Raw genomic sequence first — 19,079 nt, 5'->3', positions numbered from 1 at the left:
GGCGGATTCTACCCGCCCGCTTCGGGCCGGCGCTTCGCGCATTGAAGGGGCCGGCGCGGCGGGGCGCTCAGCTGTCGTTGCCCGCCGTGCTTTCCGGGGCGTTGGTCGGGATGCGGATCGAGAAGGTGGTGCCCTGTCCGGGCGTAGAGCTGACCTCGATGCGGCCACCGAGCAAGCCTTCGACGATGTTGTGCGAGATGTGCAAACCGAGGCCCGATCCGCCGTGTCCCAGCTTGGTGGTGAAGAAGGGGTCGAAGATGCGGCGCAGGTGCTCGGGCGCGATGCCGATGCCGTCATCGGCGAAGCGGATCACGATCCACTCGCTGTGGTTTGGATCGCGCTCAGCGCTCAGCGTCATGCAGCCCTCGCTGCGACCCTCGAAGGCATGAGCGATGCCGTTGGTGACCAGATTGGTGATGACCTGATTGAGCGGGCCGGGGTAGCTGTTGCACTCCAGGTCAGGCGGCACCGACAGCTCGATCCTGAACGGTGTGCGTCGCAACGTGGGCCCCACGCTGATGACCAGTTCGTTGAGCGTTTGCTGAAGGTTGAAGCGGCGTCGCTGCTCGCTGGTCTGGTCCACCGCCACCGTCTTGAAGGATACGATCAGCTCGGAGGCGCGCTGCAGATTCCGCATCAGCATCTGGCTCGCGTCGCGTGCTGCGGTGACGTGCTTTTCCAGCTCGGATCTGCGCAGGCTGCCATCCTGGTACTTCGCAATCACCCCGTTGGCATCGTTCTCGAGCATCGACGCCAAGGTGACCGCGTTGCCGATCGGCGTGTTGAGCTCGTGCGCGACGCCGGCGACCAGCGCGCCGAGGCCCGCAAGCTTTTCCGATCGCACGATCTGATCCTTGGCCTCGTTCAACTGCAGCAGGTTTGACTGCAGCAGCGTGTTGGCGTGCTCAAGCTCGCGGGTACGTTCGCGAACGCGGGCCTCCAGCGTCTGGTTCAGCTCGGTGACTTCCTGGATCTTCGATTGCACCGCCTCGGACATGCGGTTGAAGTGCTCGGCCAGCTTGGCCAGTTCGTCGGCGCCGCTCACCTGCACCTTGCGGTCGTAGCGGCCGAAGGCGACTTCCTTGCTGGCTGCGATGAAAGCGCGCAGCTGGCGCGAGATTTTGGCCGCGAGAATCACGGCGACCACCGCGGCGACGAGCGCGATACTGCCGCTCAGCCACAGCGCGCGGCGTTGTTCGTGATCGATCGCGGCGATCATGTCGCCGGTGGCGAGTCCGTATTGCAGGTATCCAACGGCCCGACCCGGCAGGAAGAGCGGATTGCGCACATGGATGATGCCGCGGAGCGCCGCCTCTTCGTAGGTGGCCGGGAGGTCTGGCGGCGGTACTGCGCGCCCGATGCCCAGGGTGTTGATCAAGGGGTCGCCGTCCGAACGGCCGATGATCACGTAGGCAAGGCCGCGGTTGTCCGATTCACTGAGCATCTCGCTGAAGAAGATGTCGAGTGTGCTCAGATCATCGTTCGAGAGATAGGTCGAGGCGGTCAGGTTCAACAACTGAGAGGTCTTGATCACGCTCGACTGGATGTTTTCGCGCACCGCCGTCTTCAGCGTTCGCGCGCCGCCATAGATGTCGCCGGCGACGATCAGCAGCAAGGGCACCAGCACCGCGATCGCCAGCTGGCCGACCAGCGAGCGCACCAGGCTGGCGGGAGAGGGCAGCGATTTCATTCGGCGACTTCGCTGCGTTTGGCGCGTTCGTCGTACATCGCTTCGATCTCGCGCCGGTGGTGTTCGAGGTATTCCGCGGGTAACCAGCGCATCTGGGCCGTACGCAGAGCCTTGTCTGCACTGGCCGCGCGGACCGCAGCGTCGATGTCGCGTATGACCCTGTGGCCCCACGCGTTGCGGGTGCACGCAACATAGCCGGTGATGATCGCCGGGGATTCGACGATCTGTGCGGTAACCAGATCGCCGGAGACTTTGCCCCTCCCTTGCAGGTAGTCGAGCACCATCGGGAACTCGAACACGTAGTCGGCCTTGTTCTCGGTCAGTGTGTTGAGGTGCTGGCCGTTGCGGGAATAGGCGCCGCGCTGGATGTTCGAGCCGGGTGCGTTGATCAGCGGGTCGAGCGCACCGTAGAGACGGCCGTTCTCGGCCAGCCCGCGCAAATCGCTGCGTTTGCTCAGTGCGGCGAGCGACACGCGCCCCTTGTCGTCGCCAATGCGCGCCAGATCGCTTCGCCGCAACACGATGGCGATGCCCGGAGCGGGCGTTGCCCGCACCCGGTAGGTGACCTTGTCGCGTTCGGCACTGGGCAGGCTCGACGCATAGCAAAAGTTGTTGCCGGCGGCCCACTGCTTGACCAGGGATTTCGGATAGACGAGCGCAAAGCGATGCCGATAGTGAGCGGGCATGTGGGCGATCAGCGCCGCGATGAAACGGTCTGCCAGGCCTTCACCCAGTTCGCTGGCACTGGCGGGCGGACTGCCGTTCTTCAGGATGTAGATGGGTGGCCAGTCGGCGACCCCCCAGATGAGGTCGGTTTGCTCCGCCGCGCTGGCCAGGTTCGACGCCAGTGCGAGCACCATCAGCAGTGTGCGAGAGGAGCGGGTGGGTTGGCAGCGGGCGCGCACCGGGCCTCCTTCAGAACAGCACATCCACCGCGATGGAGGTCACGGTGTAGTTCTCGGGCAGCGTCGCACCGACCTGCACCGGTGCGAACCCGACCCCTGCCAGCGGGTCGGCGAAGCGGATGCGCGCGACCTCAGCGCGCACGGAAAAGTTTTCGCTCAGATCGTATTTCAACCCCGCGGTGAGGATCGTCCGGTCGATGTGGCCCGCCGCGTAGCTGCGATTGAGGGCGGCGAACTGCGGCTGCGTGAAAACAGGCTTGTTGTTGCTGCTCGACCACGCACCCAGGTAGTCGAAATAAGGGGTCCAGTCGCGCCAGCGGTAGTTGATCTCGAGGTCGAAGGCGTCGACGTCCGGAAAGGTGCCGTCGGTCGAGCGATTGATGTATTCGCCGGAGATGACCCAGGCACCAGCGCTGTAGCGTGCCGCCACGGTGGCAACGCGGTAGTCCACGCCAGTCCAGGTGCGCGCCCACTTGTCGGCTTCGTCGGCGCAGATCGCGCACTTCCCGCTGGCCGCGGCGGCGCGCAGGGCGGGCACCGTGACAGCAAGCAGCGATGCGTTGGCGGCGCCGCGCCGCTGCAGTTCGATCTTCGTGTAGCTGCTGCGCAGCAGCCAGTTGCGGTCTTCCCAGGCCACGAAGCCGCCCCCGATGAACGGCAGCTGGTAGAAGTCTTCCGCACCGGAGGCACTGTTGGGCAAGGAGTAGCGGTTCTTGCCCAGATACGCGCTCAGCGTGAGGTTGCCGCTGGCAAGGCGCCGCTGCCAGCGCAGATCGCCGCCATCAAGGTTGGTGATCTGGTACAGCGTGTAGTTGGTGTTACGGATCGTGGTGTTGGCGTAGCCGACGTAACGGGTTTCTGAGTTGAGGAAGGAAGGCGTCCAGATCCGCCCCAGGCGCAACTGCCATTCCGGCGCAAAGCGGTAACGCAGGAAGGCGAGCTCGACTGCCGCCTCGCCATGCCCGTGATCGCGATTCATCGCAAGCACCTGCAGCGTCGCCGCGAGCTGCGACTGCGGATAGAGATCCGCCTGAACGCCAAGCACGGATTCCGGCCCCAGCGACCATTCGCCCGCCTGATGCCTTGCCTGCTCGATGGGCTGATTCTGAACCCGCCAGCCGACACGTTCGTCGCTGGTCTTCGTCGCGATCAGCGAACCAAAGCCACGCAATGCAAAGGCTTCGGGCCCCGGCGCGATCTCGGCACGGGGGGCAGAGGTTCCCGCGGCGCCCAGCAGCATGAGCGCAAGTGCTGTATTTGGCAGCCTGCGGCGCTGGTGCGATCCTGTACTCACAGAAGTGGCGCTGGCGACTTCGTCATGCGAGGCGTTCATCGCAGCAGGGCTGAAGGGCATCGGCGGTTCTCGCTGTCCGGACGGAGCGAACATGCCTTCCATATCGCCGCAGGAAGGCCACCTCATACTTATCGGCAAGCGGCGTACTGACTTTATAGGCGCTGGCTGCGATACCCGCTGGCGCGCTGGCGCCGTTCGTCGGCGCGGCCGACGGCTGTCGCCCGAGCCCCTCAAGCCGATGGCGGGCGACGCCGATAACAAGTCTGGTACCGTTGATCGCTCTGAGATGACCTTTTCCTGCACCGGTGTTGTTCGCGCGTTCCAGGGCCGTGGCGTACGCCTGGTCCTGCTCGCGTTGATGCTGCTTTCCCGCGCTGCCGTCGCGGGCGTGGCTGACGAAGTGGAGGCCATCGAACGCGCCCATGGTGCGGACTCCGACATCGTGATCGAAAAAATCGCCGGTCTCGAGGCGGCGGCCCGCCGGGCTGGCGGGCGCGACCTGCGGGTGTGGCTGGCAGCCTGGGGCTACGCCCACGCGATGACCGGGGGGCGGGCCGTCGCCGAAGCGGTGGCAGGCGAACTCGAAGGCATGGGCGATCGCTCCAAGGACACGGCAACCCTGGCGTCGGCCTACACGCTGCGCGCCAATGTGCTCGACGCCTCGGGCCGGCCACGCGCCGCATTGGCGTGGATGGACCTCGCCGAGCCGCTCGCGCGGCAATCCGGCGACCCGAGTTTGCGCTACTGGGTTGCATCCTCGGCCGGCATCGTGGCCTATGAGACCGGCGCAATCGAGCGCTCCCTCGAACTGTTCCAGCTGGCGCTGTCGTCGGCCGAGCAGACCCGCGATCTGCGACGCCAGGCACAGTCTCACCTGAGCATGGTTTCGCTGCTGCTGACCTTGAAGGATGCCAGCGGTGCGATGAAACATGCCGAGGCGTCCTACCGGCTGGCCGAGGCGGGTGAGCAGAAAACCCTGATGGCGGTCGCCAAGACTTACGAGGCGCTGGCGGCCGAAGTGCTTGGCGACCACGAACGCCAGCGCCGGGCAACCGCGGCAGCGGGGCAGCTGTCGCGGCTGGCGGGGGGCGAGACCGTCGAGCTCGGCGTGATGATCAATCTTGCCGATCTGAACCTGCGCATCGGCAACTTCGCGGCGGCCCGCACCCAGTCCGAGCGTGCACTGGCTCTGGCGCGGCATCAAAAAGACGAACCGAGTATCGCCACCGCCGAATTCAACCTCGGGCTCGCCTTGATTGGCCTGGGCAAGATCGCCGAGGGCCGTCGCCTGGCGGACAGCGGTAGCGACTACTACCGCCATCAAGACGCGACCGGCGACCTGCTGTCGATGTACAACCAGTACGCCGAGTCACTCGAACGCGCGGGCGATGCGACACACGCGCTGGCCCTGGTGCGCAAGGCCCAGGCCCTGGAAGACAAGCTGCTGGGGGCCGACCGCCAGCGCGCGGTGGTGGAAATGCAGCAACGCTATGAGGCCGACAAGCGCAGCAAGGAAATCGAGCTGCTCAATCGCGACAACGCGCTCAAGACGGCGGAGCTCGGGCGACAGGAAATGGCACGCCGCTCCTACTGGCTGCTCGCGCTGGTCATGGCGCTCGCGACCGCGCTCGCGATCCTGCTTTACGGCCGGGTCAGGCGTGCCAACCAGCAACTGGCGGCGAAGAACGCCGACCTGGAATACCTCAGCGCGCACGATCCGCTGACCGGGCTATTCAATCGCCGTCATTTCACTGGCGTGCTCGAAACCATGCCGCCGGACCTGCCGCACCGTCGCGAAGACGACGCCGAAGACCTGGTGCGGGCGGTGTTCCTGCTCGACATCGACCATTTCAAGCAGATCAACGACAGTTTCGGGCACCGCGACGGTGACCGGGTGTTGGTGGAAGTCGCCAGGCGCTTGCGTGAAACCTTGCGCGACAGCGAGATTCTGGTGCGCTGGGGCGGAGAAGAATTCCTGGTGCTTGCGCCCGCAATCCGCCGCGCGCACCTTGACGAGCTGGCAATGCGGCTACTGCAGACCGTGGCGGGTACGCCGGTCGAGACGCATTCCGGGCCGCGCCGCATCACCGCCAGCCTCGGCTTTGCGCCGCTTGAATTCTCCGATGACCCGCTCCCCCCAGACTGGGACCGTACGCTGCACCGCGCCGATCAGGCACTATTCCTCGCCAAGCGCCGCGGCCGCAATCAGGCTGTCGGCGTCTACGGCCGTGCGGCTGCCGAGGCGCTGGAAGGCGGTGACAATGCGGCATTGCCGCCGTCGATTCCAGGCCCGGCCGCGTCCTGAGCGGCCGTCATGAGGCGGGGCCGCACTTGATCGACGAGCTGTGGCGTGCTGCGGCGCACTGGGTGGATGAGCGCGCGTGGGCGCAGCTGCTGATCCGCGCCGCGATGGCGGCGGTGATCGCCTGGATCTTCTTCCGTGCCATGGGTTTGATCGGTCTGGTCGTTGCCCTGGCGCCCGCTGCCTTGCTGACAACCGTGCCGCTGACGCACTCGGGATTCGATCTGTTGCGCTGGCTGCGCAAGTCGCCCGTACGGCCCTGGAACGGCCGCTGGTATGAGTTCGAACGGATTCAGGTGCGGATCTTCGAACACCCTGATCACACCTGGTTTTGCGCCGACGACGTGTTTCGCGCGCTCGGCGAGCCGGTCGACAAGGTCGTGCATGAGCGATTCCGCAACCGTTTCGGCGCGCTGGGCTACCGCGAGCCGGCCGGCGAAGATCTCGTCTGTTTTTCCGAGGCTGCACTCAGGCGCTACCTCGCAACGCGCCGCGACGAACACAGCCTGCGCTTCTCGCGCTGGATTGAGCGCGACGTGCTGTTCGCCCATGAAAAACGGCGCCGTGAGGCGCCGTTCCGCTGAATCGAAGCCGGAGGCTTACACCGACTTCATGCCCAGCCGTTCCAGCAGCATGCGGTCGCCCTCGACGTCCGGGTTGCCGGTGGTGAGCAGCTTGTCGCCGTAGAAGATCGAGTTGGCCCCGGCCATGAAAGCCAGTGCCTGGCCCTCGTCGGTCATCTCGCGGCGGCCCGCCGACAGGCGCACATAGCTCTTCGGCATCGTGATGCGCGCGGCGGCGATCGTACGGATGAACTCGAACGGGTCGATCTTCGGCTGGTCGGCAAGCGGCGTGCCTTCTACTGCGACAAGGCTGTTGATCGGCACCGATTCGGGCGGCGGCTCCATGTTCGCAAGCTGCGCGATCATTGCGGCACGCCCGCGGCGCGATTCGCCCATGCCGACGATGCCGCCGGAACACACGTTGATGCCCGCATCGCGCACCTTGTCGATGGTGTCGAAGCGGTCAGCCTGCGAATGCGTGCCGATGACCTTGCCGTAGAACTCCGGCGCGGTGTCGATGTTGTGGTTGTAGTAGTCGAGACCGGCATCCTTTAGCTTCTCGGCCTGACCTTCGCGCAGCATGCCCAGCGTGACGCAGGTTTCCAGCCCCAGCGCCTTGACCTGTTTGACCATCTCGATCACCGGTTCGAGGTCGCGGTCCTTCGGGCCGCGCCAGGCGGCGCCCATGCAGAAGCGGCTGGCACCATTGGCTTTCGCCAGTTTGGCTTTCTCCACCACTTCGGCGACCTTCATCAATTCTTCGCTCTCGACGCCGGTCTGGTAGCGCTTGGCCTGCGAGCAGTAGCCGCAGTCTTCCGAGCAGCCACCGGTCTTGATCGACAGCAGCGTCGAGCGTTGCACGGCGTTCGGGTCGAAATGCTCGCGGTGCACCTGGGCGGCGCGAAACACCAGTTCCATGAAGGGAAGGTCGAACAGCGCCTGGACTTCAGCGGTGCTCCAGCGGCGCGCGGGTGCGGCGTCACGCGATGTATCGGTTGCCGTGGCAGATTTCTCGGCGGTTGCGGACAAGCTCATAGTGGGTCTTTCGCCTGCGGTGTGACAATCGATCAATGGTCGGTGAAAGGCGCAAGCCGTGTCAAACCTGATTGTCGCGTTGCAGCAAGGCTGGACCCGCATCGGCGCCCGTTTGCTGCCGCAGGCGTGTTTCGTCTGTGCGGCAAATGCGGGCGCGGTCGTGCTGTGCCCGGAATGCATCCGGCTCCTGCCCATGCCTCCGCAAGAGGCTTGTCCGGTCTGCGCGATCGATAGCCCCGGCGCTGCGGTCTGCGGCCGCTGCCTTACTCGCCCGCCGCGCTTCGACGCAACGCATGCCGCCTTCCCCTATGCGTTTCCGGTGCGCGAACTGGTACACGCCTTCAAATTCCAGGCGCGCTTCGGTACTGGCCGCTTTCTTGCGTCACGCCTGGTCGGCCTTGCCAGCGGGATTCAAGCGGACTGCGTCGTGGCGGCGCCACTGCATCCGCAACGGCTTGCCAGCCGTGGCTTCAACCAATCGATACTGCTGGCGAGGCCAGTCGCCAAGGCCTTGCGCGTGCCTTTGCTGCGCGACGCGGTGAGCAAGGCGCGCCTGGTGCCGCCGCAGGCCGGCCTGGCCCTTGAAGAGCGCCGCAGGAACCTGCGTGGCGTGTTCGTCACGCGGCGTCGCTTCGACGGCGAGCGCGTGCTGGTAGTGGATGACGTGATGACCAGCGGTACGACGCTCGACGAACTGGCCGGCGCCCTCAAAGCAGCCGGTGCGGCGCGGGTCGAGGCGGTGGTTGTCGCGCGGACGCCGCGCCACGCATCGCCGGGGTGACGCGGGCCTAGCTGCGTTCTGCGACCGCCGCGGCGAACAGCCCGGAGCCGGCCGCGAGCAGGGGCTGGTCGGCTTCCGGTGTGATCGTTCCCCGGTGCAGCATGCTCTCGAACACGCCCGGCGGGACCGGCGGGCACCAGTAGTAGCCCTGTGCCTCGGCGCATCCTTCGCGGCGCAGGAACTCGACCTGCGCGATGGTCTCGGCGCCCTCTGCGATGACGTCCAGCTTCAGGGCCTCACCCAGCTGGATGATGGCGCGCACGATGGCCGCGTCGTCGGAGTCGTGCGGCACGTCGCGCACGAAACTCTGGTCGATCTTGAGGCGGTCGACGGCGAAGCGCTTCAGGTACGAGAGGCTCGAATAGCCAGTACCGAAATCGTCGATCGACAGCCGCACGCCGATGCTCTTGAGCTGCTGGATCGTTGTGAGCACCTCGCCGGCGTTTTCCATCAGCAAGGACTCGGTCAGTTCCAGTTCGACGCGATCCGGTTCGTGCCCGGTTTCGGTGAGCACCTGGCGCACCATCTCGACGATGTTGTCGCGGCGGAACTGCAGCGGCGAGATGTTCACCGCCATCATGATCGGCGGCAGGCCCTGGCGTTCCCACGCGCGCGCCTGGCGGCAGGCTTCGCGCAGCACCCAGCGGCCAAGCGGTACGATCAAGCCGGATTCTTCGGCGATCGGAATGAACCGCGCCGGCGACACAAACCCACGTTGCGGATGCTGCCAGCGCAACAGGGCTTCGGCGCCCACCACGGTGCCGTCGCGCAGTGACACCTGCGGCTGGTAGTAGAGCGTCAATTCGTTGCGTTCCACCGCCTGGCGCAAGGCGTTTTCAAGCTGAAGCCGCTCGAGCGCATTGGCGTTCATCGCCTCGGTGAAGAAGCGGAAGGTGTTCCGGCCACTTTCCTTGGCGTGATACATCGCGGTATCCGCGTTCTTCATCAGGCTTTCGGCGTCGCGTCCGTCGTTCGGATACACCGCGATGCCGATCGAGAACGAGGTGCCGATACGGTGCGTATCGACATCGAAGGGTTCGGTCAGCGCATTGAGGATCTTCTCGGCAACCCGCGCCGGCGCCCGGGTGCTCTGGATGTCGTTGAGCACGATGATGAACTCGTCGCCGCCCTGGCGGCAGATCGTGTCGGAGTCGCGCACGCAGGTGCGGACCCGCTCTGCCACTTGTTGCAGCAAGCGGTCGCCGGCCTGGTGGCCGAGCGAGTCGTTCACCATCTTGAAGCGGTCGAGGTCGAGGAAGAGCAGGCCGACCATGCGCCGTTCGCGATGTGCGCGCGCGAGCGATTGCTGCAGTCGATCCTGCATCAGCGCCCGGTTCGGCAAACCCGTGAGCGGGTCGTGGTGCGCGAGATAGGCGATGCGGGCCTCGTTCGCCTTGCGCTCGGTGATGTCGGCGAACACAGCGACGTAATGGGAAATGCGCTTTTCCGCGTCCCGCACCGCGCTGACCGACAGCCATTCGGGGAACGCCTTGCCGTTCTTGCGGGTGTTCCAGACCTCGCCTTGCCAGAAGCCCTCGCGTTCGATGGTGCGCCAGACACCTTCGAAGAAACCGGTCTCATGCCGACTGCCTGTGACGTCGGGCAGGTCGCGACCGACCACTTCCTGGGTGTCAAACCCGGTTACCAGGGCGAAGGCGCGGTTGGCACGCAGGATGTGGCGTTCGGCGTCGGCGACGACGATCGCCTCGACGCTGTTGTCGAACACCGACGCGGCGAGCCGCAATTCCGCCTCGGCGCGCTGCCGGTCCGTCATGTCGGTGACGGTGCTGACCACCGCATAGGCACTGCCGTCTTCCTCACGCAGCAACGGGGTCGAATTGACCGATAGCGAGCGCACCGAGCCGTCCGCCAAGCGGAACGCGATCATGTCCGTGACCGATTCGCGAAGCTTCAGCGCCTGCATCGGCGGCAAGGATTCCGGCGAGCGCGTCGATCCGTCGGCGTAAACGTAAGTCACTTGCCCGGATTCGAGCCGGAAAGACGCGAACTGCGCCGGCGTCATGCCGTAGATGGCCGCCACCGCGTCGTTGGCGAATACCACGTCGCCAGCGGCACTGCGCATCACGATGCCCTCGTCGAGCGTGGCGACGATCGTGCGCAGGCGGGCTTCGCTTTCACGCAGCACGGCTTCTGCCTGTTTGCGCCCGCTGATGTCCTCGATCACCACCATGTACTGGCTGGGTTCGCGCGACAGGGCGCGCACGACGCTCACCGAGACCGCCACCCAGACGCTGAGCCCGTCGCGGCGACGGATGCGCATCTCATGCGTGACCACCTCGCGTTCGCCGTCGGCGAGCAGGGCGAGTTGCGCATCGAAGCGGCCGACTTCGTCCGCGTCGGCCACCTCGCGGACTTCAGACTGCAGCAGATCCGCCTCGGAGTAACCGGTGATTTCGCTGAAGCGTCGATTGACACGGGTAAAGCGGCCGGCCAGCGAACACATCGCCATGCCCACGGCGGCCTGTTCGAAGGTGGAGCGGAAGCGCGCTTCGCTGTCTTCCAGCGCGGCCTCGGTCGCCTTGTGAACCGACAGGTTGATCAGCAGGCTGCTGATGCGGTCGATCGTGCCGTCGCGCTTGCGGTGTACGGTGCGCATGTCGCGCACGAAAACGGTCTGTCCGTCGGCGTGCAGCATCCGGTACTCGAGTTCGTGGTCGAAACCGAGTTCGGTCTGGGCGCGGAAGAACTCGACGACGAAGCTGCGATCCTCCGGGTGCAGATTCTCGCGCCAGAAGCCTGGCTGGCTCCAGGCGCTGAGCGGAAAGCCCAGCAGCAATTCGGCTTGCCGCGATACATGGGTGCACAGGCCGCTGGCCGGATCGAATTCCCACGAGACGGCGTTGGTACCTTCGATGGTCTTGCGGATGCGCTCGGCCTCAACACGTGCCTCGTCGCGCAGTTGCGACATGTCAGTGGCGCGGCGGCGCATGGCAAGCGCGAGCCCCGCCGCGGCCACCGTTGCAAGGGTGCTGAAGAGGGCCAGCCAGAACCAGCCGGACGTCGCGGCACCGCCCGCTTCACCGGCTTCGGCGAGGAGGCTGATGCCCGACAGGGTCAGAAGAGTGGCGACACGAGCGATTGACATGCAGCGACGAGCTGTTCCCGAACCATGACCTATCCTGTGTTTACGGTCAGGGGGCGCAGAACTTGAAGGCAAAAGCGATTGCAGCGCACAAAAGGAAAGGGCCCCGCAGGGCCCTTTTTGCCGTGAACTGGCGCAGCTCGGCGGATCAGAGTTCGCCGGCGTGGCTGGCCAGGTACTCGGCAACGCCAGAGGTGGAAGCCTTCATGCCGGCTTTGCCCTTGTTCCAGCCGGCCGGGCAGACTTCGCCGTGCTCTTCGGTGAACTGCAGCGCATCGATCATGCGGATCATTTCGTCGATGTTGCGGCCCAGCGGCAGGTCATTCACGACCTGGTGACGCACGACGCCAGCCTTGTCGATCAGGAAAGAGCCGCGGAAGGCCACGCCACCGGCGGCTTCAACGTCATAGGCGCGGCAGATGTCGTGCTTGATGTCGGCAACCAGGGTGTAGCCGACCTGGCCGATGCCGCCGTTGTTGACCGGCGTGTTCTTCCAGGCCAGGTGGGTGAACTGGGAGTCGATCGAGACGCCGATCACTTCGACATTGCGCTTCTTGAATTCTTCCAGGCGATGATCGAAGGCGATCAGCTCGGACGGACACACGAAGGTGAAGTCCAGCGGATAGAAGAAGATCACGCCGTACTTGCCCTTGAGGGCGTCCGACAATTTGTAGTTTTCGACGATTTCGTTGTTGCCGAGGACCGCGGTGGCGACGAAATCCGGGGCTTGCTTGCCGACGAGAACAGCCATGTGATTCTCCTTGTTGGATGTCTGGATGGGTTGGGCGTCGGAGTATTCACGACGCCAAGAAGGGCGTCAAACCGTGCAGCGACGATCAACGATTCATTCTAGACCGTCGGGCGCTCCGAAAATTCCCATGTCACCGAATCGTCATCTTCGGCCGGGGTGCGGGTAAAGCCGCTGACCCGCGCTGCGGGCGGCCCGCGATGCGCCCATTCGGCGAGCGCGTCGACCGCCGGTTTGGGCCCGCGCACGAAGGCTTCTACGCTGCCGTCGGTGCGGTTACGCACCCAGCCGGCGAGTTGCAGGCGCTCGGCGGCCTGGACCATCCACCAGCGGTAACCAACCCCCTGCACGACGCCGGTAATCCTGAAAAATTCGACGCTCTGTTTGTTCATGCAAGCTTCCTCAGCAGTCGCGCCTCTTCCACGCCCTCCTGCAGCGTGTTGCAGAAGTGGTTGGCGCCCAGTCGATCTGCGAAACCCGAGCGACGGATGATCGAATCGGGCTGCTTGTTCAGGCCACACAGCACCAGGTCGGCATCGCGTTTGCGCAGGTCTCGCAGCAGATTGTCCAGCATCTCCAGCGCGGTGGTGTCGAGGTTGATGACCTTGTGCATGTCGAGCACCAGAATCGTTACATCCAGACGTTCGGGGTCGAGCTCATCCTCGATCTTGCCGACCGAGCCGAAGAACATCGACCCGAACACCTGGAATGCAATGATCCCCGTGTTGCTGATGCCGTCGGCCGACCGTGGTGGCAAGGTCAGGCGCTCCACGCCGCTGAGCGTCTGCACCCGATAGATGAAGAACAGGCTCGCCAGCACCATGCCGATCTCAACGGCCAGGGTCAGATCGAAGATGACGGTGATCAGGAAGGTCGAGACCAGCACCGCGCTGTAGTTCATCGAATAGCGCCGCAACTCGCGGAATTCATGCCACTCGCCCATGTTCACCGCGACCAGCACGACAATCGCCGACAGTGTCGCCAACGGTACGTGTGCGGCGAGCGGGGCGGCGATCACGACCACCAGGAACAAGGTGAAGGCATGGGCGATGCCGGCCACCGGTGTGCGCCCGCCGCTGCGGATGTTGGTGGCGGTACGCGCGATCGCGCCGGTGGCGGCAAATCCGCCGAAGATCGGCGCGATGATGTTGGCGATGCCCTGCGCGAAGAGCTCCTGGTTGGGATCGTGACGATCTTCGATCTGCGCGTCGGCGACGCGGGCCGAGAGCAGCGACTCGATCGCCCCCAGCAGCGCAATCGTGATCGCCGGCGAGATCAGCTTGCCGAGGTCGGACAGGGTCAGGTCAGGCAGCGACAAGGGCGGGATGCTGCGCGGGATGCCGCCAAAGCGGCTGCCGATGGTTTCCACCGGCAAGTGCAGCAGCGCATTGGCGGCGGTGGCGATGACCAGCACACCGAGCGGGCCGGGAATGCGGGCCATCCACCGTACCCGCTTCGCCAGCGTGTTCCAGCCCAGCAGCACTGCGAGCGAGGCGAAGGCAAGCCCGACGGTCGGCAGGTCGGCATGCGGGATTGCCTCGGCGAGTGCGCGGACTTTTGCGAAGAACTCCGCCGGCAGCTTGTCGATCGGCAGGCCCAGAAAGTCCTTGATCTGGGCGAGAAAGATCACCACAGCGATACCGTTGGTGAAGCCGATCACCACCGTGCGCGGGATGAAGCGGATCAGGCTGCCGAGGCGCGCCACCGCAAGCCCGACCAGCATCATGCCGGCGAGCATGGTGGCGATCAGAAGATTCTGCACGCCGTAGTGGGCGACGATGCCATAGATGATCGGAATGAAGGCGCCGGTCGGACCGCCGATCTGTACCCGCGAGCCGCCGAGGGCGGCGATCAGCAGGCCGGCGACGATGGCGGTCCAGATGCCGGCCGTGGGCGACATGCCGCTCGCGATTGCGAAGGCCATCGCCAAGGGCAGCGCCAGCACGCCGACGGTGAGGCCGGACGAGATGTCGCGCGATAACTGTTCCCGGTTATAGCCGGGCAGGGTGTCGAGAAGCTTGGGTTTGAAACTGATCACGGTGAAACGCTCCGATGCAATGAGGGGTGGCGGGCTCATGCATGTCACGGTGGCCGGGCCCGACCCGGTGTTGCGTGATCCAGCGTTTTGTACGTGTCAGCGGCATCGTGTCAGACGAACTTGAGCACTATCCCCACGATGACCGGAATGAAAACGGCTGCAACGAAGCCATGGATGCCCAGCGCCAGACCGGCGAAGGCCCCGGCTTCGGGGTGTTCCTGGAAGGCGCGGGCGGTGCCGATGCCGTGGGCCGCCGTGCCGAGCGCGAAGCCGCGCACGGCGGGCCGGGTGACGCCGAAGCGGCTGAGCAGCGCGGGGCCTGCGGCGGCACCGATAATGCCGGTGAGGATGCAGAACACCGCTGTCAGCGACGGCGAGCCGCCGATCTGCTCGGTAATGCCCATCGCGATCGGGGTCGTGATCGACTTGGGGATCAGCGCGAGCACGGTGTCGTGGCTGGCGCCCAGCGCCCAGGCCGTCAGCACCGCGCTGAGCGCACCCGCCACGCCGCCGCCCATCAGGCCCAGCGCGAGCGCCAGCCGGATGCGTTTCATGCGCGACCACATGGCTGCCATCGGAATGGCGAAGGCCACCGTGGCCGGGCCGAGGAGGAAGTGCACGAACTGCGCGCCCTCGAAATAGCGCTGGTAATCCTCACCGACGGCAAGGATGCCGAGCGACAGCAGCACCACCGTCAGCAGCACCGGATTGGCGAGCGGGTGGTGGCGCAGTCGGGCCGCGATTCGCTGTGCCAGCACATAGGCCGCCAGCGTCGCGCTGAGCGCAAACAGCGGTGACGCCGAGAGATAGACCCACAGGCGGAAGATGTCGTCGCGGATCATTCGCCCGACTCCCGGTCTTCGGGCGCCATGCGGTGCGCAACCCATGCGGTAACGACCAGGCCCACGGCGGTGCTGACGAGCAGTGCCACCACGATGGGCAGCCATTCGGTGCGAAGGCGCGGCAGGAACATCACGACGCCGACGCCGGCGGGCACGAAGAGCAGGGCGAGGTGACGATGCAGGGTTTCGGCGACCGGGCGCAGCGGTTCGATCAGGCCGGGTCGCAGACGCAGGGTGCAGAACAGCAGCAGCAGACCGATCACCGGCCCGGGCACCGGCAGCTTGAGCAGCCGCGCCCCCACTTCGCCGATCAACTGAAACACGAGCAGGGTGAGCAGGCCTTCGAGCATTGTTCCGGTCAGGCCGCGGGGGGCTCCTGCGGCATCTGTTTGAGGACTTCGGCGAGCATCTTGATTGCCGCAACGACAATCGTTGCCAGGCCGCCGAAGGTCAGCAACAGCGCTTCGGTCGTCGAGGCCGGCACGCTGTCGAAGAAGAAGCCGCGTCCGTGCGCCAGATAGCCGGCACCCAGTGCCAGCGCGAGCACGCCAGCCACATCCACCAGCGCCCACATCATGATGGTGGGCGTCGGGCGGACGCGGCGCTTGGGGCGGCTGAGCATCGGTGCGGGCGGGCTCAGCGGACCCGCATGCCGGGCATCGCGCCCGAATCCGGCGACAGGATGAACAGACCCGGGGTGTTGCCGGTGTCGTCCGACGCGGCCAGCACCATGCCTTCGCTCATGCCGAACTTCATCTTGCGCGGCGCGAGGTTGGCCACCATCACCGTGAGGCGGCCGACCAGCGTGGCCGGGTCGTAGGCCGACTTGATGCCGGCGAAGACCTGGCGCGGCTTCTCTTCGCCGATATCGAGCTGCAGCTTCAGCAGCTTGGCAGCGCCTTCGACATGCTCGGCCGAGACGATCTTCGCGATGCGCAGATCCACCTTGCCGAAGTCGTCGATGCTGATGAAGGGCTCGAATTCGTCGGCCTTCTTCGCTTCTTCCACCGCTTCGTGCGTCTGATGCTGGCTATGGCGTTGCGGCTGCTCCGGCGCGGCCGGCGGGATGTTCTCCGGCGGCGGGAACAGTGCTTCGAGTTGCTTCGGATCGACGCGGGTCATCAGGTGCTCGTAGGGGTTGATCGTGGCAAGCAGGCTGGCGTCATCCCAGCGTGCGAAGCTGCAGTTGAGCAGACGACCAACCTTTTCCGCCACGGCGGGCATCACCGGCGCGAGCATGCGTGTCAGGCGCGCAAAGGCGTTCAGCGCGACCGAGCAGACGCGGTGCAGATCGGCCTCGCGCCCTTCCTTCTTGGCCAGTTCCCACGGCGCGTTGGCATTCACGTACTCGTTGGTGCGATCGGCCAGCGCCATGATTTCGCGGATCGCCTTGGAATACTCGCGCCCTTCGAGGAAATCACCGACCGGGCCGGCCGCCGCCGCGATGGACGCCAGCAGCGCTTCGCCGTCACCGCCGAACTCGGTCGACACCTGGCCGCCAAAGCGTTTGGTGACGAAGCCGGCGCAGCGGCTGGCGATGTTGACGTACTTGCCGATGAGGTCGGAGTTGACGCGGGCAAGGAAGTCCTCGGAGGTGAAGTCGAGATCCTCGACGTTGGCGTTGAGCTTGGCGGCGATGTAGTAGCGCATCCACTCGGCGTTCATGCCGAGTTCCAGGTAGCGCAGCGGCGAGATGCCGGTGCCGCGCGACTTGCTCATCTTCTCGCCCGACACGGTCATGAAACCGTGCACGAAGACGTTGTTCGGCACCTTGTAGGGCGTGCCGGCAAAATGCAGCATCGCGGGCCAGAACAGGCAGTGGAAGTAGACGATGTCCTTGCCGATGAAGTGGATCTGCTCGGTCTGCGGATCGGCGAGCAAGGCCGCCATATCGGTGCCGCTCTTGCTGCAATGGTTCTTCAGGCTCGCCAGATAGCCGATCGGCGCATCCAGCCAGACGTAGAAGTACTTGCCCGGCGCGTCCGGAATCGGGATGCCGAAGTACGGTTCGTCGCGCGAAATGTCCCAATCGGCGAGGCCGTCGCCGGATTCGAGCCACTCCTTCGCCTTGTTGGCGATCTGCGGCTGCAGCCGGCCGTCCTGCGTCCAGCCGCGCAGGAATTCGACGCAGCGCGGATCGGACAGGCGGAAGAAGAAATGTTCCGACTGGCGGATCACCGGCGTCGCGCCGGAGAGCGCGGAGTACGGGTTCTTCAACTCGGTCGGTGCGTACACCGCACCACAGCTCTCGCAGTTGTCGCCGTATTGGTCCTTGGCGCCGCAGCGCGGGCACTCGCCCTTGATGTAGCGATCCGGCAGGAACATGTTCTTGACCGGGTCGTAGAACTGTTCGATGACCTTGCGGTCGATGAAGCCGGCGTCGCGCAGGCGGACATAGATGTCCTGCGAGAGTTCGACGTTCTCCGGTGAATCGGTCGAGTGCCAGTTATCGAAGGCGATATGAAAGCCGTTGAGGTACTGCGGCCGCCCGGCAGCGATGCCGGCCACCAGCGCCTGCGGCGTGATGCCCTCGGCCTCGGCCTTGAGCATGATCGGCGCGCCATGCGCGTCGTCCGCGCAGACGAAGTGCACTTCGTGACCGCGCATGCGCTGATACCGCACCCAGATGTCGGCCTGGGTGTATTCCATGATGTGGCCGATATGGAAGGCGGCGTTGGCGTAGGGCAGGGCGGTGGTGACGAAGAGCTTGCGTTGTGGCGCGGTCATGAGCGTTCCGGTGCAGCGGGGAAAACCTTGATTCTAGCAAGCGCACGGCGCTCCGGCCGGGCATTGCTCAGTGCGCGATCTGCAGCGACAGGTAAGCGCCCTGCTGGTGTGGCTTGTCGGCGATGTTGCCAAGGTCGGTCCACGCTGCAGTGATCGACAGGCGCTTGGACGGAAACCACGCCACGAAGACATCGGCAAAAGCGTCTTCGCGGAAGGCCGACAGGTTGTCGGGCTTGGCGCGGTATTCGGCCCCCAGCACCAGATCGTCCCGCAGGAAGAGGCCGAGCGATGCCTCCGGCTCGATGCGATGGGCGTCCGATTTGTCGCCGCCGAAACCGAGCAGTCCGAGCTGGTTGGCGCGGGTGGCCCGCAGCGTGAGGTTGGCAAGCAGGCTGCGGCCAAAGGGGCCGTCGATCCACACCTTGCTCGCAGCGAGGTAGGCGTCCCAGTCGTCGCCGCGGTTTGCGCCAAGCGCCTTGGGCACGAAATCGAAGTCGCGGTTGTGTTTGTACTGCACGCCGAGCGCAAGTTGCGGCAACCACCGGTCCTGGTCATACACCGCATCCCCGGCAAGGCGGATCTTGGCGCCAACGATGTCCATGCGGATCGACGCGCCCGGTACCGTCGTGCCGAGATCAAAGCGCTGCAGAGCGTAGGAGAGCTCCACCCGGTCGCCGATGCCGAGTGCGCCGCCGCCGCTGTCGAGTCGGAAATCCCCGGTGTCGACGCGGGTGACGAAGGCGCTCCCGCCGATCTGGTCGGCGCTTGCATACCCGCTGATCAGCGCCCAGGGCACCAGGCCGCCGCCGCCACTGCCTTCGATCTGGCTGACGCCGCCCGTAGCCGTCAGGCGGGCGCCGGGGGCTGCACCGAGCGTCAGGTCCGCATGGGCAGAGAAGCTCAAGCTCAGCGCAATCAGGGCCGTTAACCGCTGCACGGCACGCGCGGGCTTCTGTGTGCCGTGCGCGGCGGCGGAAGCATGGGGGCGGTATGTGGGCATGGTTACACAGCGTTCGTCGGAAGAGGAGGTTCGTGGGCGTGTTGCTGCTAA

16 protein-coding genes are annotated in these 19,079 nt (G+C 65.5%); 3 read left to right on the top strand and 13 right to left on the bottom strand.

Annotated elements, in window-relative coordinates; genetic code table 11:
• Positions 1-67 precede the first annotated feature (67 nt).
• Genes GGR36_RS09375 through GGR36_RS09365 form a run of 3 tightly spaced genes read right to left on the bottom strand, consistent with a single transcriptional unit; the run spans position 68 to position 3,835 of the window.
• Positions 68-1,690, bottom strand: coding sequence for a sensor histidine kinase (locus tag GGR36_RS09375; RefSeq protein ID WP_183634330.1), 1,623 nt, complete (start codon positions 1,688-1,690; stop codon positions 68-70).
• Entirely contained in the window at positions 1,687-2,595 is a 909-nt protein-coding gene (locus GGR36_RS09370; RefSeq protein WP_183634329.1) for a hypothetical protein, read from the bottom strand. Before GGR36_RS09370 ends, GGR36_RS09375 begins: the two co-directional genes overlap by 4 nt.
• Before the next feature lie 10 nt (positions 2,596-2,605).
• The gene (locus GGR36_RS09365) at positions 2,606-3,835 is read right to left on the bottom strand and encodes a hypothetical protein (RefSeq protein WP_183634328.1); all 1,230 of its coding nucleotides are present in this window, start codon (positions 3,833-3,835) and stop codon (positions 2,606-2,608) included.
• Positions 3,836-3,980: 145 nt separating this feature from the next.
• On the opposite strand from GGR36_RS09365, the gene GGR36_RS09360 reads away from it, so the two are divergent.
• Positions 3,981-6,194: a GGDEF domain-containing protein gene (locus GGR36_RS09360; protein ID WP_183634327.1), complete on the top strand. Its 2,214-nt coding sequence runs from the start codon at positions 3,981-3,983 to the stop codon at positions 6,192-6,194.
• A 26-nt stretch (positions 6,195-6,220) separates the two neighbouring features.
• Positions 6,221-6,775, top strand: coding sequence for a BRO-N domain-containing protein (locus GGR36_RS09355; protein WP_183634326.1), 555 nt, complete (start codon positions 6,221-6,223; stop codon positions 6,773-6,775).
• Between the two features lie 15 nt (positions 6,776-6,790).
• Here the strand turns inward: GGR36_RS09355 and bioB are convergent, their stop codons facing one another.
• Positions 6,791-7,789 carry a biotin synthase BioB gene (bioB, locus tag GGR36_RS09350; RefSeq protein WP_183634325.1) on the bottom strand — a complete coding sequence of 333 codons (999 nt, stop codon included), beginning with the start codon at positions 7,787-7,789 and terminating at the stop codon, positions 6,791-6,793.
• 58 nt (positions 7,790-7,847) lie between these two features.
• Between bioB and GGR36_RS09345 the strand changes: the two genes are divergently transcribed.
• Positions 7,848-8,570 carry a ComF family protein gene (locus tag GGR36_RS09345; protein WP_338086649.1) on the top strand — a complete coding sequence of 241 codons (723 nt, stop codon included), beginning with the start codon at positions 7,848-7,850 and terminating at the stop codon, positions 8,568-8,570.
• 7 nt (positions 8,571-8,577) lie between these two features.
• Here GGR36_RS09345 and GGR36_RS09340 read toward each other — a convergent pair whose 3' ends face one another.
• The 9 genes from GGR36_RS09340 to GGR36_RS09300 all read right to left on the bottom strand — a co-directional run bounded on the left by GGR36_RS09340 (position 8,578) and on the right by GGR36_RS09300 (position 19,028).
• A complete protein-coding gene (locus GGR36_RS09340) occupies positions 8,578-11,676 on the bottom strand; it encodes an EAL domain-containing protein (RefSeq protein ID WP_183634324.1) in 3,099 nt (1,032 codons plus the stop codon).
• Between the two features lie 145 nt (positions 11,677-11,821).
• On the bottom strand, positions 11,822-12,424 hold the full coding sequence (locus tag GGR36_RS09335; protein ID WP_183634323.1) for a peroxiredoxin: 603 nt from the start codon (positions 12,422-12,424) through the stop codon (positions 11,822-11,824).
• Positions 12,425-12,522: 98 nt separating this feature from the next.
• Complete coding sequence (locus tag GGR36_RS09330) at positions 12,523-12,813, bottom strand: acylphosphatase (RefSeq protein ID WP_183634322.1); 291 nt, start codon at positions 12,811-12,813, stop codon at positions 12,523-12,525.
• Complete coding sequence (locus GGR36_RS09325) at positions 12,810-14,498, bottom strand: SulP family inorganic anion transporter (RefSeq protein ID WP_183634321.1); 1,689 nt, start codon at positions 14,496-14,498, stop codon at positions 12,810-12,812. The genes GGR36_RS09330 and GGR36_RS09325 overlap by 4 nt, the downstream gene beginning before the upstream one ends.
• 71 nt (positions 14,499-14,569) lie before the next feature.
• Positions 14,570-15,301, bottom strand: a complete 732-nt coding sequence (locus tag GGR36_RS09320) for an LrgB family protein (RefSeq protein ID WP_183634320.1) — start codon at positions 15,299-15,301, stop codon at positions 14,570-14,572.
• Positions 15,298-15,651 (bottom strand): CidA/LrgA family protein, encoded by a 354-nt coding sequence (locus GGR36_RS09315; protein ID WP_183634319.1) that lies wholly within the window; start codon positions 15,649-15,651, stop codon positions 15,298-15,300. Before GGR36_RS09315 ends, GGR36_RS09320 begins: the two co-directional genes overlap by 4 nt.
• Positions 15,652-15,659: 8 nt before the next feature.
• Positions 15,660-15,923, bottom strand: a complete 264-nt coding sequence (locus GGR36_RS09310; RefSeq protein WP_183634318.1) for a hypothetical protein — start codon at positions 15,921-15,923, stop codon at positions 15,660-15,662.
• A gap of 14 nt (positions 15,924-15,937) precedes the next feature.
• Positions 15,938-18,028: a methionine--tRNA ligase gene (metG, locus tag GGR36_RS09305; protein WP_183634317.1), complete on the bottom strand. Its 2,091-nt coding sequence runs from the start codon at positions 18,026-18,028 to the stop codon at positions 15,938-15,940.
• A gap of 67 nt (positions 18,029-18,095) precedes the next feature.
• On the bottom strand, positions 18,096-19,028 hold the full coding sequence (locus GGR36_RS09300) for a DUF3034 family protein (RefSeq protein WP_183634316.1): 933 nt from the start codon (positions 19,026-19,028) through the stop codon (positions 18,096-18,098).
• Positions 19,029-19,079 lie beyond the last annotated feature (51 nt).

Origin of the sequence: Niveibacterium umoris, assembly GCF_014197015.1 — a bacterium.
Lineage (GTDB): Bacteria > Pseudomonadota > Gammaproteobacteria > Burkholderiales > Rhodocyclaceae > Niveibacterium > Niveibacterium umoris.
The sequence above is the reverse complement of the archived record's forward strand: the minus strand, read 5'-3'. Positions and strand labels throughout refer to the sequence as shown.

Coding starts and splice junctions, on each gene's coding strand:
- GGR36_RS09375 (WP_183634330.1), bottom strand. CDS start 1,690: ATGAAATCGCTGCCCTCTCCCGCCAGCCTGGTGCGCTCGCTGGTCGGC.
- GGR36_RS09365 (WP_183634328.1), bottom strand. CDS start 3,835: ATGCTGCTGGGCGCCGCGGGAACCTCTGCCCCCCGTGCCGAGATCGCG.
- GGR36_RS09360 (WP_183634327.1), top strand. CDS start 3,981: ATGCCTTCCATATCGCCGCAGGAAGGCCACCTCATACTTATCGGCAAG.
- bioB (WP_183634325.1), bottom strand. CDS start 7,789: ATGAGCTTGTCCGCAACCGCCGAGAAATCTGCCACGGCAACCGATACA.
- GGR36_RS09340 (WP_183634324.1), bottom strand. CDS start 11,676: ATGTCAATCGCTCGTGTCGCCACTCTTCTGACCCTGTCGGGCATCAGC.
- GGR36_RS09335 (WP_183634323.1), bottom strand. CDS start 12,424: ATGGCTGTTCTCGTCGGCAAGCAAGCCCCGGATTTCGTCGCCACCGCG.
- GGR36_RS09330 (WP_183634322.1), bottom strand. CDS start 12,813: ATGAACAAACAGAGCGTCGAATTTTTCAGGATTACCGGCGTCGTGCAG.
- GGR36_RS09325 (WP_183634321.1), bottom strand. CDS start 14,498: ATGAGCCCGCCACCCCTCATTGCATCGGAGCGTTTCACCGTGATCAGT.
- GGR36_RS09320 (WP_183634320.1), bottom strand. CDS start 15,301: ATGATCCGCGACGACATCTTCCGCCTGTGGGTCTATCTCTCGGCGTCA.
- GGR36_RS09315 (WP_183634319.1), bottom strand. CDS start 15,651: ATGCTCGAAGGCCTGCTCACCCTGCTCGTGTTTCAGTTGATCGGCGAA.
- GGR36_RS09310 (WP_183634318.1), bottom strand. CDS start 15,923: ATGCTCAGCCGCCCCAAGCGCCGCGTCCGCCCGACGCCCACCATCATG.
- metG (WP_183634317.1), bottom strand. CDS start 18,028: ATGACCGCGCCACAACGCAAGCTCTTCGTCACCACCGCCCTGCCCTAC.
- GGR36_RS09300 (WP_183634316.1), bottom strand. CDS start 19,028: ATGCCCACATACCGCCCCCATGCTTCCGCCGCCGCGCACGGCACACAG.